13 protein-coding genes are annotated in these 14,131 nt (G+C 44.3%); 6 read left to right on the top strand and 7 right to left on the bottom strand.

The genetic code is table 11. The features are described 5' to 3' along the window. Window positions 1–102: 102 nt before the first annotated feature. Complete coding sequence (locus tag KJ365_RS00945; RefSeq protein WP_214449740.1) at window positions 103–540, bottom strand: MaoC/PaaZ C-terminal domain-containing protein; 438 nt, start codon at window positions 538–540, stop codon at window positions 103–105. 126 nt (window positions 541–666) lie between these two features. Between KJ365_RS00945 and KJ365_RS00940 the strand changes: the two genes are divergently transcribed. Both KJ365_RS00940 and KJ365_RS00935 read left to right on the top strand, forming a co-directional pair. Beyond that, a complete protein-coding gene (locus KJ365_RS00940; protein WP_214449739.1) occupies window positions 667–1,572 on the top strand; it encodes a LysR family transcriptional regulator in 906 nt (301 codons plus the stop codon). 139 nt (window positions 1,573–1,711) lie between these two features. Then, window positions 1,712–2,107 carry a DUF3718 domain-containing protein gene (locus tag KJ365_RS00935; RefSeq protein WP_214449738.1) on the top strand — a complete coding sequence of 132 codons (396 nt, stop codon included), beginning with the start codon at window positions 1,712–1,714 and terminating at the stop codon, window positions 2,105–2,107. Between the two features lie 12 nt (window positions 2,108–2,119). On the opposite strand, the gene KJ365_RS00930 is transcribed toward KJ365_RS00935, so the two are convergent. The 3 genes from KJ365_RS00930 to KJ365_RS00920 all read right to left on the bottom strand — a co-directional run bounded on the left by KJ365_RS00930 (window position 2,120) and on the right by KJ365_RS00920 (window position 7,032). After that, a complete protein-coding gene (locus tag KJ365_RS00930) occupies window positions 2,120–2,998 on the bottom strand; it encodes an alpha/beta fold hydrolase (protein WP_214449737.1) in 879 nt (292 codons plus the stop codon). Between the two features lie 103 nt (window positions 2,999–3,101). Next, a complete protein-coding gene (locus KJ365_RS00925; RefSeq protein ID WP_214449736.1) occupies window positions 3,102–4,904 on the bottom strand; it encodes an acyl-CoA dehydrogenase C-terminal domain-containing protein in 1,803 nt (600 codons plus the stop codon). Window positions 4,905–4,920: 16 nt separating this feature from the next. Then, window positions 4,921–7,032, bottom strand: coding sequence for a 3-hydroxyacyl-CoA dehydrogenase NAD-binding domain-containing protein (locus tag KJ365_RS00920; protein ID WP_214449735.1), 2,112 nt, complete (start codon window positions 7,030–7,032; stop codon window positions 4,921–4,923). Between the two features lie 226 nt (window positions 7,033–7,258). On the opposite strand from KJ365_RS00920, the gene KJ365_RS00915 reads away from it, so the two are divergent. The 3 genes from KJ365_RS00915 to KJ365_RS00905 all read left to right on the top strand — a co-directional run bounded on the left by KJ365_RS00915 (window position 7,259) and on the right by KJ365_RS00905 (window position 9,571). Then, on the top strand, window positions 7,259–8,164 hold the full coding sequence (locus tag KJ365_RS00915; RefSeq protein WP_214449734.1) for a haloalkane dehalogenase: 906 nt from the start codon (window positions 7,259–7,261) through the stop codon (window positions 8,162–8,164). Further along, a complete protein-coding gene (locus KJ365_RS00910) occupies window positions 8,165–8,929 on the top strand; it encodes an SDR family NAD(P)-dependent oxidoreductase (RefSeq protein WP_214449733.1) in 765 nt (254 codons plus the stop codon). It abuts the gene before it with no gap. 246 nt (window positions 8,930–9,175) lie between these two features. Then, window positions 9,176–9,571 carry a DUF3718 domain-containing protein gene (locus KJ365_RS00905; protein WP_214449732.1) on the top strand — a complete coding sequence of 132 codons (396 nt, stop codon included), beginning with the start codon at window positions 9,176–9,178 and terminating at the stop codon, window positions 9,569–9,571. A 103-nt stretch (window positions 9,572–9,674) separates the two neighbouring features. On the opposite strand, the gene KJ365_RS00900 is transcribed toward KJ365_RS00905, so the two are convergent. The 3 genes from KJ365_RS00900 to KJ365_RS00890 are packed head-to-tail and all read right to left on the bottom strand — an operon-like array spanning window position 9,675 to window position 12,550. Further along, window positions 9,675–10,649 carry an NADPH:quinone oxidoreductase family protein gene (locus KJ365_RS00900; RefSeq protein WP_214449731.1) on the bottom strand — a complete coding sequence of 325 codons (975 nt, stop codon included), beginning with the start codon at window positions 10,647–10,649 and terminating at the stop codon, window positions 9,675–9,677. Between the two features lie 11 nt (window positions 10,650–10,660). Then, window positions 10,661–11,875: an acyl-CoA dehydrogenase family protein gene (locus KJ365_RS00895; RefSeq protein ID WP_214449730.1), complete on the bottom strand. Its 1,215-nt coding sequence runs from the start codon at window positions 11,873–11,875 to the stop codon at window positions 10,661–10,663. 15 nt (window positions 11,876–11,890) lie between these two features. Next, entirely contained in the window at window positions 11,891–12,550 is a 660-nt protein-coding gene (locus KJ365_RS00890; RefSeq protein ID WP_214449729.1) for a histidine phosphatase family protein, read from the bottom strand. A gap of 183 nt (window positions 12,551–12,733) precedes the next feature. Between KJ365_RS00890 and hemN the strand changes: the two genes are divergently transcribed. After that, complete coding sequence (gene hemN / locus KJ365_RS00885; protein WP_352109287.1) at window positions 12,734–14,122, top strand: oxygen-independent coproporphyrinogen III oxidase; 1,389 nt, start codon at window positions 12,734–12,736, stop codon at window positions 14,120–14,122. Window positions 14,123–14,131 lie beyond the last annotated feature (9 nt).

Below are 14,131 nucleotides of genomic sequence, written 5' to 3'. Positions count from 1 at the left end.
CGATTACTTATTCTACGTTGAAGTGTAAATTATGATCAGCAAAATGTAACTATTTTGTTATTTATTTGTAATAATAACTATTATCTATGCAACTAAACATGGTTAAAGCAACAGCATCAAAAATTCACCCACTAGCGCAGGCTTGTCTCTTCCCTTGATATCCACTTGGGTAGAAAAGCGGTATAAGCTGCCCATGGGCTTGCGTTCAATACTGCTTAACACAAAGCTAAATTTAATCTCATCGTTTACTCTAACGGGTTCTAAATATCTCAGTTTATCTATGCCGTAATTGAGCATTGTGTTTTTCTGTGGATCAACGCTGACGCATTGTGCAAACATCTTTGGCATCAACGCCGCTGTCAAAAATCCATGAGCAATTGTGGTTTTAAACGGGCTTTCTTTCTCGCATCGCGCTTGGTCAATATGAATCCACTGGAAGTCTTCTGTCACTTTCGCAAAAGCATCTACTTTCTCTTGAGTGACTTGATACCAGCCCTCGCAAGCCAAGGCATCATTAACACTTAATAACGAAATATTCATAACTCTCCTAATTTATTAACATATTTGATTAAAAAGCACTTATACTATCAACTATAGTGATAATTCAATTGATAATTGTGAATACCCTTTTATTGACTCAGTGAATTGGGAAAACTGGAGACTGATATGAATTTGCACCGAATTGATTTAAATCTGTTTGCCGTATTTGATGCGATATACACCGCCGGTAGCCTAACAAAAGCAGCAGATGTGCTTTGTATAACCCAGCCTGCGGTGAGTAATTCACTGGCACGGCTACGTGAAATGTTAAATGACCCTTTATTTGTGCGCACTGGGCATTCAATGACCCCTACTCCCGTAGCACAAAACATTATTGTGCCTGCCAGGGAGGCACTCGGACTTCTGCGCAAGAGTGTGCAGCAAAGTCATATTTTTGAGCCTGAAAGCTCTAATAAAGCGTTTCATTTTTCTAGCCGTGATTTGTTAGAAGTGAGCATTATGCCGCGACTAATGGCGCGCCTACAGAACGTCGCACCAGACATTACTCTGACTAATTATGAGGTGGCTCGCAGCAATGTGGTGTCGGCAATGGCCAGTGGAAATCTAGACTTTTTTGCTGACGCCTCAACATTCACCGACCCTCACTTGAAAAAGCAACGCATAGCAAAAGACCGATTCGTTGTTTTAGCGCGCAAAAACCACCCTCTCTTACAACAAGGGCTATCGCTAGAGACATTTTTAAAGCTTGGGCACATTAACGTGTCCCATCGACGATCTGGCGCTGGCACAATTGATGTAGCCCTTGATAAGCTTGGCGTAAAAAGAAAAGTGGTTATGCGCAGTCAACACTTTTTAACGGTGCCCAGCGCCATTGTTAAAACCGATATGATTGCCTGTATCCCATACCATCTAGCGAAACATTATGACCTTGCTATGTATGAAATACCCTTCGATATTCACCCCATTGAGTATTACTTGTATTGGCATGTGAGCGCCGATAATGACAGTGCTCATAGGTGGATGCGCGAACAAATTTCAGAAGTAGCAAAAGCTTACAATCCATCACACTGACGCAAGGAAATGGTAAGACCATTTTACTTTTTATCAATAGGTATTTATTTTTAAACCTGATTATAGACGATGTGATTGCTACTTAGGTGCTGCGAAGTAAAATCGCGCTCGTCAAACCTAACCTTGAAGAGAAAATACCATGAAGAAGTTAAAATCGTTATCTGTAATCGCTATCTGCACAGCTGGACTTGTTAGCTTCAACGCTAACGCGAGCATCGAAGCTGCTTTGGCCAACATATGCAATATTGTTCAAAGCGACGACAAGTCTGAACTGCGCAAGAAAATGAAAGATGTACGTGCAAATTATTCATTGAAGCTTGCTGATTATTACGACGGCATCTCGTGCAACGGAAACAGTCTAATCCGAACGGCTTTGCTTAGTGACGCTGTTGAAGCGGGTACGCTTTTAGTGAAAAAAATGCCAAAATCACGATTAAATCAGCCTGACAGTGACGGCGTTGCTTTAACAGATTGGATTGCCAGCAATGGCCTTGAATCATCTCCTATTGCCGGCGTTGTTCAAGAACGTATGTAAGCACTCGAACGCCTACTGATGAAAATCGGTTAGGCGTTGTTGCACGCTTTCTAGTTTTTGGTGGTGCAGCCAATGGTCTGCATCATCAAATCTATATACAACTAAGTCTTCTACCCATTGCTCCATGCCATCTAAGACTTCTGGCACAAACGCTGTATCGCGCATGCCCCATAACACTTGCGTGGGCACCTTGATTCGTATATTCGGAATTTTCACCTCAGTATTCAAACTCAAGCGTTTCGTCACCAATTGCGGCATATTTTTATAGTATGCAAATGACTGTTCCATCGCGTGTTGATTGTCCCATTGCTTAACCAATGCCGACTGTTGCACCTGAGTTAGTTTTTTAAACCAACCACCGTATAAACGCTTTAACATATAGTGCTCATTGTTGCTGGTCTTTGTGTAGGCAGTTTCACTGATAAGGTCGGTAATGTAATCGCTATTTGCCTGCTGTTTGGGGTTATTCGCCATTTCGCGAGTAAAGGTTGCTGGGTGCGCTGCATTTAAAATGGTCAGCTTTTTAAAAAGAGATTCATGAAATGCAACCAAAGGCCAAGCAATAACGCCCCCCCAATCATGGGCCACTAAATGCACCTTTTGAATACCGGCTATGTCACGAATAAACTCAGCCATCGTTTCCACTAAGTTAGCAATATTGTACTGCTGGGTCTCTTTAAAGCCAGTAGAGCTGTTATAACCCGGTAAATCGGGCGCAAAAATAGAATAATGCCCAGACATTGCCTCAATGTAGTGCTCCCAGCTCCAGCTGTTTTCTGGAAAACCATGCAGCATGATCATAATAGGTTTGCTCGAAGCTTTTCCATCTTCCTCAGCACTGAGATACTGAATATTCGTATTGCTAAGTTGCTTATTAAACGAGTAAATCATACCTTGCCTTTTAATGTTGTACCGTGCATAAAAAACCGGTGTATTGTTTAGTACAATACACCGGCTACTTTATCAAAGTTTATGAGAGATAGTGCGTGTCGCGTTATTTCCCTGCCGAAAACAACGCCTCATCCATCTGCATTAGGTTATCAGAGCCTGAGTGAATGGCCGAAACTAATGAGCGTGTGCGAGAAAGCATGCGGTCAAAATAAAACTTAGCAGTCATCAGTTTTGCTTGATAAAAATCAACTTCCGTCGTGCCAGCGTCTAGTTTTTGCTGAGCATTAACAGCCATTTGCAACCAGAAATACCCCACGCTCACATAACCCGAGTACATCAGGTAGTCTACCGCTGCAGCGCCAAGCTCTTCAGGATTGCTTTGCGCAGCAACACCGATGTCGTTTGTGATTTGCACCCACTCATCGACATGCGAGTCGATTGCGTTGGCCCATGCGTTAAACTGAGATTTACCGCGGATATTCGCACAATACTCTTTAATTTCGGTCACAAATACTCGTAATAGCTCTCCGTTAGAACCCATCACTTTTCGAGCTAGCAAGTCGATAGCTTGAATACCGGTTGTTCCCTCGTACATGGTACATATACGCGTGTCGCGTGCTAGTTGCTCCATGCCCCACTCTTTAATGTAACCATGACCACCGTATACCTGCATACCGTAGCTAGTCGCTTCTTGAGCAGTTTCGGTTAAAAACGCTTTAACGATAGGCGTCAATAGCGCAAGTTTTGATTCCGCCAACTGCTTTGCGGCATCGTCTGACGAATATAGGGTTGTATCAACCATCTTCATACAGTAAACGGCAAGGGCTCTTTTGCCTTCAGCAAGCGACTTTTGAGTCAGCAACATGCGGCGCACATCTGGATGAACGATAATAGGATCTGCTGGTCCTTCAGGGTTTTTCTTTCCGGTTAGTGAACGAAACTGTAAACGGTCTTTCGCATATGCAAGTGCACCTTGATAAGCAGCTTCTGTCGCCGACAAGCCTTCCATACCGGTGCCAATACGCGCAATGTTCATAAACGTGAACATGCATGCTAACCCGCGGTTTGGTTGACCCACCATGAAACCTTTCGCACCATCAAAGTTCATCACGCACGTTGCGCTACCTTTGATTCCCATTTTGTGCTCGATTGAACCGCATTTGACGTTATTTCTATCAACGATATTGCCCTGCGCGTCTACATTAAACTTCGGCACAACAAACAAAGAGATACCTTTTGTGCCGGCTGGCGCATCTGGCAAACGCGCTATGACGATATGTACAATGTTATCTGACATATCATGTTCACCCGCAGAGATGAAAATCTTTGTGCCGGTTAAGCTGTAGCTACCATCATCGTTTGGCTCTGCCTTACACTTGAGCATGCCCAAGTCAGAACCACAATGAGGCTCTGTTAAGCACATTGTACCGGTCCACGAACCTTCAATGAGTTTTGACAGATAAATGTCTTGTTGCTCTTTAGTGCCGTGCGCTTTTAATGTTTCCATGCAGCCTTGGCTCAAACCCGGATACATTGCCCACGAGTGATTCGCACCTGAGAACCATTCTGCCATCGAAGTTGCTAACGAGTACGGAAGGCCTTGGCCACCAAACTCAACAGGCTGAGCCATTGAAGGCCAACCGCCCTCTACATATTGATGATATGCTTCTTTAAAGCCAGTTGGTGTTGTCACCACACCATCGTCAAACTTACAGCCTTCTTCATCACCAATCGCATTGATTGGCGCGAGCACGTTTTCTGCAAATTTTGCAGCTTCGCTGTATATGGCTTTCATTAAATCTTCGGTCGCGTCTTCAAACCCAAGCTGTTGATAATGAGCTTCCATATCGAACAATTCCTGCATCACAAAAAGGGTGTCGCGTTCTGTAGCTTTATAATTTTGCATTATGATATCTCTTTATTTATTTGTTTAACGAAGCAAACGTTTGTTTACTCTCAACTAATTCTTGAAGCAGCTCAGACGGCTCAAACCAATGCTTGCCGTATTCACCTAAATTCTCTTGATAATACTTCATGCGGGCCAATACATTGTCCAAACCAATCTCGTCGGCATACTGCATAGGGCCCCCTCTGAACACTGGGAAGCCATAGCCATATACATAAATCACATCAATATCGCTGGCGCGCATTGCTATCCCTTCTTTTAGGATGTTTGCGCCTTCGTTTATTAATGGATAAATGCAACGCTCTAAGATTTCTTGGTCACTTATTTCACGCTGCTCAATTCCTAGCTCTTTCGCTTTACGCGCAGCAATTTCCATGACCTCTGGATCTGGAATAGGCTTACGGTTGCCAGGCTCGTACAAATACACGCCTTTACCGACCTTGAGTCCCGCGCGACCCGCTTCAACTAGCTCATCTGCTACAACACAATAACTAGGGTCATGCTCAATGAAGGCTTTACGCGATTGACGCACAAAATAACCAATGTCGAGCCCTGCCATGTCGCCCATAGTGAACGGCCCCATTGGCATACCTAATTGCATGATGACCTTGTCGACTTGCTCAGGCGTTGCACCCTCTAGCATAAGACGGTTGGCTTCACGGCCATATACTTCAATCATTCTGTTGCCAACAAACCCGAAGCATACGCCCACTAAAACGCCAACTTTACGAATCGTTTTGGCAAGTTTCATTGAGGTTTTGATGACTTCATCTGAGGTTTTATCAGCACGCACAATCTCAAGCAGCTTCATTACGTTTGCTGGCGAAAAGAAATGCAAACCAATGACATCTTCAGGTCGAGATGTGCATGCGGCAATTTCATTAATATCTAAAGTTGATGTATTGGACGCTAAAATCGCGCCTGGTTTGCACACCGCATCAAGTTGCGTGAACACTTCTTTTTTAACCGACATCTTCTCAAACACTGCTTCGATGACCAGATCAGCATCAGACAAATCATCGTATTGAGTTGTACCCGTTAAAAGCGACATGCGCTGTTCTACTTGCTCTTGGGTTAACTTGCCTTTTTTTGCAGAGTTTTCGTAATTACGTCTAATTACGCTTAGCCCTTTATCAAGGGCTTCGGCTTTTAGCTCCAACATTTTGACAGGGATGCCCGCATTCGCAAAGTTCATTGCAATGCCGCCACCCATTGTGCCTGCGCCAATAATCGCGACGTTCTTAATATCTCTGACACCTGCTTCTTTTGACAAGCCAGGGACCTGACCTGCAGCGCGCTCTGCGAAAAAGAAATGTTGCTGTGCACGCGCTTGTTCAGTTTGCATGCACTGCATGAACAGTTCTGCTTCTTTATTTAGGCCTTCACTAAAGCGCAAGTCGTAAGCCGCTTTGACGGCTTCAACACATTTAAGGGGCGCAAAGAAGCCTCTGGTTTTTGCCGCAACTTGCTGAGCATAGCCATCGAGCAACGCCGCAGTCTCAGGAGTGCTTGACAATTCAATATCACTTACCGGTCTTGGTCCTTTTTGCACCGCATCAGCTGCAAGAGTGGTAGCGCCAGCGAGGAGTTCATCGACCGAATCAACAATCACATCGAACACACCGCCGAGCTTAACAACAGGCGTTGGGGCTCCCGATACGATCATATCTAGCGCAGTCTTTGCGTCTACCAGCCTGGGTAATCGCTGCGTGCCACCTGCGCCGGGCAAAATACCTAGATGTACTTCCGGTAAGCCCACTTTATTACCCTTGAAGCTCGCTCTGTAATGGCAAGACAAGGCCAACTCAAGGCCGCCACCAAACGCGTTACCGCTAACAGCAGCAATAACAGGCTTAGGCGAACTCTCAATGCGGTTTAACACTTCAGGAAGCATAGGAGAAAGGTTGCCCCCTGCAAATTCACTGATATCAGCGCCTGCACTAAATAGCGGTAGCGCACTGGTGATGACAATAGCATCTACATCATTGTTGGCTAAAGCTGCATCAAGCGCTTCTAATAAACCAACTCTAACAGCCTTTGAAAGTGCATTAACCGGTGGGTTCTTTAGCGTTACAACCGCTAAATTCTCTGATTGTGTAATGGATACGCATTCACTATTAATCTTCATCGTCGCTTGCCCTTAATTCAACTAGGATCTCGTTTCAAGGATGACAGATTAACGGAAACCCTAATATCAGCCCAATTTATTGATTTAATAATAATGAATAAGGTTGGCGAATAAGCGATGAGGTAGATTCGATATACATAATGAATAGTCCGCACTTATTCTTATTGATTGTAACTTTGCTGTCCCCAACGATATACTGTAAATAAAATGTAAACAGAAAGTGAACATGAAGATAATAAAAACGCCAAAAACATGTTTTGACAACTTGCCCGGCTACAGTTTTCAAGAGAATTATATCGATGTAACAAGCAATGATACGCCTCTCATGATGCATTATGTAGATTATGGTGACCGCAGCGCCCCTGTCATATTGATGCTGCATGGCGAACCAAGTTGGAGTTACTTATATCGAAACATGATCAATGATGCTGAGGCGGCTGGGTATCGAGTAATCGCACCCGACTTAATTGGCTTTGGTAAATCAGATAAATTTGATACCCAAGATGCTTACACATATGCATCACACCTAAGTTGGTTGGATACTTTTTTCAACAAGCTAGCGCTGAACGATGTCCGGTTAATCTGTCAAGACTGGGGAGGTTTGTTAGGTCTGCGACTCGTCGCTAAATACCCAGAACGTTTCTCAGCAGTGGTTGCTGCCAACACAATGCTTCCAACTGGAGACCATACTCCACCAGAGGCATTCTTAAAGTGGCAAGCATTTTCTCAAAGCGTTGAACTATTTCCAGTCTCACAAGTGATTCAAAACGCTACGGTCAACGAAGTCATTGATGAAGTACTTGCCGCCTACGATGCGCCCTTTCCTACTGAAACCCACAAGGCGGGGGTGCGAAAGTTTCCATTATTAGTCCCCACGACACCAGATGATCCTGAGTCACAAAACAATCGGCTAGCGTGGCGTGCATTGAGTCAATTCACAAAACCCTTTATGACAGCATTTAGTGATTCAGATCCTGTCACTGCTGGGGGCGACAAAATCTTCCAAAAGATCATTCCTGGTTGCCAAGGTCAAGCGCATACCACCATTAAAAACGGTGGACATTTTTTACAAGAAGATGCTGGCGAAACCCTTATTGGTGAAGCAATAGCATTTTTTAATAGGGTAAATTAAATGGATAAATTGTTAGATTTTTCAGATTCTGTAGGTTTAATTACCGGCGCGGGCTCAGGCTTTGGCCGTGCATTGGCTATTGCGTTAAACGAACGGGGCGCAAAGCTTGTCTTAACCGATATTGATTCCGCGTCACTCGAGCAAACTCGAACCTTAGTGAAGCAAGCAGAACTTGTTCACACCTTAACAAACGATGTTAGCCTCGAGTCAAGCGCACAAGAGTCTGTTGATATGGCGATTAAACAGTTTGGTAAATTGGATTTTGCCGTGAACAATGCGGGGATCGCTCACCCACAAGCGGCGATACATGAACTCACCGAACAAATGTATGATCAGCAATTTGCGGTAAATGTGAAGGGCGTGGGATTTGGCATCAAACATCAAGCACTAGCCATGTTAAAACAAGGAAGTGGTCACATCTTAAATGTAAGTTCATTAGCCGGGCTTGGCGGCGCGCCAAAAGGCGGTGCATATAGCGCAGCAAAGCACGCAGTTATTGGGTTAACCCGAACAGCAGCCGTGGAATATGGGCGTTATAACGTCAGAGTGAATGCCATATGCCCGTTTTTTAGCCCAACCGATATTATGAAAATTGACGGACTTAGCACGCCCGAAGATAAGAAAAAGTTAGGCATGGGCAGCCCCATAAAGCGTATCAGTGAAATTGATGAAATAGTCACCGTGATGGTATTAATGCTTTCACCTCGCAATACTTATATGAATGGCCAAAGTATAGCAGTAGACGGCGGTGTAACGGCTTGGTAAGCAATGGCATTAAAATCGAATAACCCCATGGCGGCGCGGGTAAAAAGAGTCTAGCGCCGCCCTATTGGCCATGCATCCTTTCATGCTCCCTTCCTGAACCTAGCCCAACTGATTTTCTCTCGCGGGTCATCGCTTTAATAACTGCTTAGAGTTATATCAGGGTATACCCAAGTATCGTAGCGGTAACTGTAACAATGTCATCATTTAGCTAGACTACTTACGAACTTTAAAGACGGAGTGAAAATCATGTTGAAAAAGATACTTATGCCGTTGTTTGTTGCCGCACCACTAATGATGTCTGCAACCGCGAGCAGTAATGAAATTGAAACTGCATTAGCCAACATCTGTGACATCGTTAAAACAGATGATAAAGGCGAATTGCGCAAAAAAATGAAGAGTGTTCGTTCAAACTTTAATTTACAACTACATGACTACTATAGTGGTATCACTTGTAATGGAACCAGTTTGATCAAACTCGCTATCATGAATAATTCGGTAGAAGCTGGAACGCTGTTGGTGAAAAAGATGCCAAAAAAGCTTTTAGCGGAGCCGGAACAGGACGGCAAGACCCTACAAGCATGGATTGACGAGCAAGGCGTTGGCGACAACCCAGTAGCGGTAGAATTACTTGACCGAATTTAAACGCTTTATCAAATGTTGATAACCTTTTCAACATGGTAGGCAAAGGCAACTTTGCCATTTGAATGGCCCCTCCCCGGGGCCATTTTTTTATGTAAACTGTTAGCTATGGCACTAATACAACTTTGCCTTTTACTTGGCGACTGGTAACTTTGTTAAGGGCCGAAACCGCGTCACTTAGCGCAAAGCTCTCGTCAATATGCACCTTTACTTTGCCTTGTGCATACCATGTCATCAACTCCTGCATATTCGCGATAAAGTCTTTAGGTTGATGAGCAATAAATGAGCCCCAAAAAACACCTACCACAGAGTAACCTTTTACCAAGGCTAAATTCACAGGGAATTTAGGAATTTGCCCACCAGCAAAGCCTATTACCAAAAGACGTCCATTCCAAGCCATTGCGCGTGTGCATGCGTCGAATATCTCACCACCAACACACTCATAAACGACATCTACTCCCTTGTTATTAGTCAGGCGCTTAACGGCATCTTTGAGGTTTTCAGTGCTGTAGTTTATGGTCAATTCAGCACCATTTTGCTTAGCGATTTCGCATTTTTCATCGCTAGAACACGCAGCAATAACCTTAGCCCCCATTTCCTTACCAATTTGCACCGCGGCCAAACCGGTCCCACCGGCAGCACCGGTCACTAACAATGTCTCGCCTTCGCTAATTTGCGCGCGCTGCTTTAAAGCATGATGCGCTGTTGCATGCGCGGTGACTAAGGCTGATGCTTCGTCTAATGGGATAACATCGGGAACAGGCATTACTTGATTGGCACTAATCGCAACCTTCTCAGCGTAACCACCAAGTTGGCAAATACCCAATACCTTCATCCCGACTTTCAGATGCTCTACGCCAGCACCTACAGAACTTATCACACCGGCTACTTCGCTACCGGGAATAAACGGCAGTTCGGGTTTTAACTGATACATGCCTTGAACAAGCAAACTGTCAGGGAAATTTACGCCTACTGCAGCGACATCCACGACCACTTCACCAGCTTTGGCAATTGGGTCAGCGATTTCCTCGTACCGTAATTCACTAACAGGGGCAAAATTATGACAAACGATAGCCTTCATTTTTATTCCTCTTATGCTTGACGTTCTTGAATTAGATTACGGCCCAGTTGCATCATATGCACTTGATCAGGACCATCAGCAAGGCGAATGGTGCGAGCATATGCTAGGGTTGCCGATAAAATAGTGTCTTGCGAAGTGCCAGCGGCGCCATGCATTTGAATGGCTTCATCGATCACTTCGCAGGCCATTTTGGGTGCCACGATTTTGATAGACGCGATGATGTTTTTCGCTACTTTATTCCCATATTTGTCCATATGATCAGCGGCCTTTAACGTTAACAAACGGGCTTGCTCAATCTTGCAATACATTTGTGCAATGCTCTCACGAACTGACTGCTGTTTCGCTAAAGGCTGACCAAACGCAACTCTCTGCTGAACGCGCTCACATGCCATATCCAAAGCTCTTTGAGCACAACCAATTAGGCGCATGCAGTGATGTATGCGTCCAGGCCCTAAGCGCCCTTGCGCAATCTCAAAACCGCGGCCTTCACCTAAAATTAGGTTTTCAGCTGGCACACGCACGTCCTCAAACAACACTTCTGCATGACCGATAGGTTCATCAAGGTAGCCCATTGCAGATACTGCACGCACCACGGTAACGCCTTTAGTATCAATTGGCACCAAAATTTGTGATTGTTGCTCATGTCGAGCAGCGCTTGGGTCGGTCTTACCCATTACGATCAAAATTTTGCAATTCTCGTTCATGGCACCGCTTGTATACCATTTGCGACCGTTGATGACATATTCATCGCCATCTCTTTTAATCGATGTTTCAATGTTCGTTGCATCAGATGAGGCCACTTCAGGCTCGGTCATTGCAAAGCCAGAGCGGATTTCACCGGCAAGTAGCGGCATAAGCCACTGCTGTTTTTGCGCTTCACTTCCATATTTTGACAATACTTCCATATTGCCTGTGTCAGGTGCGCTACAATTGAAAATCTCGCCACTGAACATTACCTTGCCCATTTCTTCGCAAAGCGGTGCATATTCTAAATTGGTGAGACCTGCACCAAGTGGCAGATACTCTGCAGGTAAAAACAAGTTCCACAAACCTGCCGCTCGTGCTTTTGCTTTTAACTCTTCCATTAGCGCAGGTGTACGCCACTTATGAGGATTGTTCATTACCAAATCGTGGTATTCACTTTCAATTGGGTAGACATGTTCGTCCATAAACGCGGTTAATTTAGCGAGTAAATCTTGTGTTTTTTCACTGTAATCAAAATTCATGATGTTTGACCCATTTTAACTGTAGGTAATAAGGCTAGAGTGCTGCGCATTATCTAAATGCGGAACTCCATTAAAGGCGTGCAATTGGGTACTCGCACGGTTGAAATAGATATGGTGGACGCTGGTATTTCTTATTTGAAGATTAAAGTCGATGGCTTTTTGTATGTTTAAGCCAAGCATCTGCATCAAACAAACAGCAATGGCACCACCAGAACTCACAACCAACACTTTTTTGTGCTCACCCTCAAAAATCGCTTTTGCGGCAGTGCGCACGCGAGACTCAAAGCTCAGCCAATCTTCGTCCAAATGGTTAAGTTTTTGTTGAGACCACGCAATCATGGCGGATTTGAGAACCCTGTACCAATCACTGCGAGGCGCATCTTTAACAGGGGCATGTTCAGGGTGCATCGTAAGATAAGCGCGCACTACAGCATTAAAATCAAACTCATCCCATCCATTGTCAATCACAGCGTCGCTTAAATCTCCCACAATGCCTGCTGCGGTTTCTTTATGGCGGACCATATCGCCGGTAACAACTTTATCGAAATGAATATTGCTGGCGCGAAAATAATCGCCGAGAAGCTGGCTTTGACGATGACCGAGCTCGCTTAACTTATCGTAGTTTTCGCTACCAAATGAGGCTTGCGCATGACGCACCAAATATAGTTCAGCCATAGGACCCATACTAGTATAAAGACTTGATTTTAGAGTAAGTCTTTTATCTGCATAAGTGTAATTGATTGTGTTGATATTGACGTATTCATCGCACAAATGCGTTAAAAGCTTAATCGAGATCAAAGTCGCTTTGCGTTAAGTTGTTTATCATACCTTGCATAAGTGAAATAACGAGAACAGTACGTGAGCGACGATATCAATCATTACTTTGACCAAAAGGTCATGCAAAAATACAATACCGCAGGGCCTAGATATACATCATATCCCACAGCAGTAGCGTTTGAAGCCATCGACGATGGCCAGTTGTTAACCAGTGCACTATCGACACTCTCGCAATCAAGCGATGCAAAAAAATTGTCTTTGTATATGCATATACCGTTTTGCCATAGCCTTTGTTACTACTGTGGTTGCAATAAAATTGTCACGCGTCATGCAGACAAGGCGGACGTCTACTTAGACTACCTCATTAAAGAAATACAGAGCCAAGCAAAACACGCAAGCAACTGCTCGGTCGATAGCCTGCATTTAGGGGGCGGCACACCGAGCTTTTTGAGCCCGTCTCAAATCGCTCGTTTGATTACCGCCACGCGCGCTGCATTTACCTTCAACCCTGACTTAGAAATGAGCATTGAAGTGGACCCTCGCGAAATCGAACTAAGCTATGTGGATGAACTCGCAGCACTTGGGTTTAACCGTTTGAGCATTGGTGTACAAGATATTGATGAGAAAGTGCAGCAAAGCATCAATCGCGTGCAAAGCACATCATTTATTCGCAATTTAATTGCACGTGCGCGCCAAGTGGGTTTTCACTCCGTCAACGTTGACCTTATTTACGGTCTGCCCCATCAAACCCAAGATAGTTTTCAAAGTACCCTTGATGAAATGCGCATTATGGACCCCGATCGCATCTCTTTGTTTAGTTATGCCCATATGCCCCAATTGTTTGCCGCACAGCGCAAAATAAAAGATCAGTGGTTACCAGATGCACAAAATAAGTTTGCACTATTTCGACAAGCCATCAGTGAACTAACCAACCAAGGTTACGTCTTTATTGGCATGGACCATTTTGCCAAACCTACTGATGAACTAAGTAAAGCGAAAACAGAGCAGCGCTTGTTTCGCAATTTCCAAGGTTACACGACGTCTGGGGCACATGCCACGCTCGGTTTAGGCGTGTCATCAATTAGCAGTATTGATAATGTGTATGTGCAAAACCACAAAAAATTGAAAGACTATTATAGCGCTATTGACGAGCAAGGACATGCCACGAGTAAAGGTGTTAAGTTAACTGAAGATGACAACATCAGACGTGCCCTCATACACGCCCTAATGTGTAATCTCCATGTAAATAAGCAACGCTTTGCCAAACACTACAATATTGATTTTGACGCCTATTTTGCGAAAAGCTTAGCTAGCTTAAGTCCATTTATAGAGGATAAACTGGTTACCAATACGGCTGAGGACATTATTATTCACGAGCGCGGTCGCCTTATCGTACGCAATATATGCATGAGCTTTGATCAGTACCTAGATAAACCTTTACATCAAATGCGCTATTCTCGCGTCATTTAGTCCAAAACA

It is taken from the genome of Glaciecola sp. XM2, assembly GCF_018595715.1.
Classification (GTDB): Bacteria; Pseudomonadota; Gammaproteobacteria; order Enterobacterales; family Alteromonadaceae; genus Glaciecola.
This window is presented reverse-complemented; position numbering and strand designations above follow the sequence as displayed.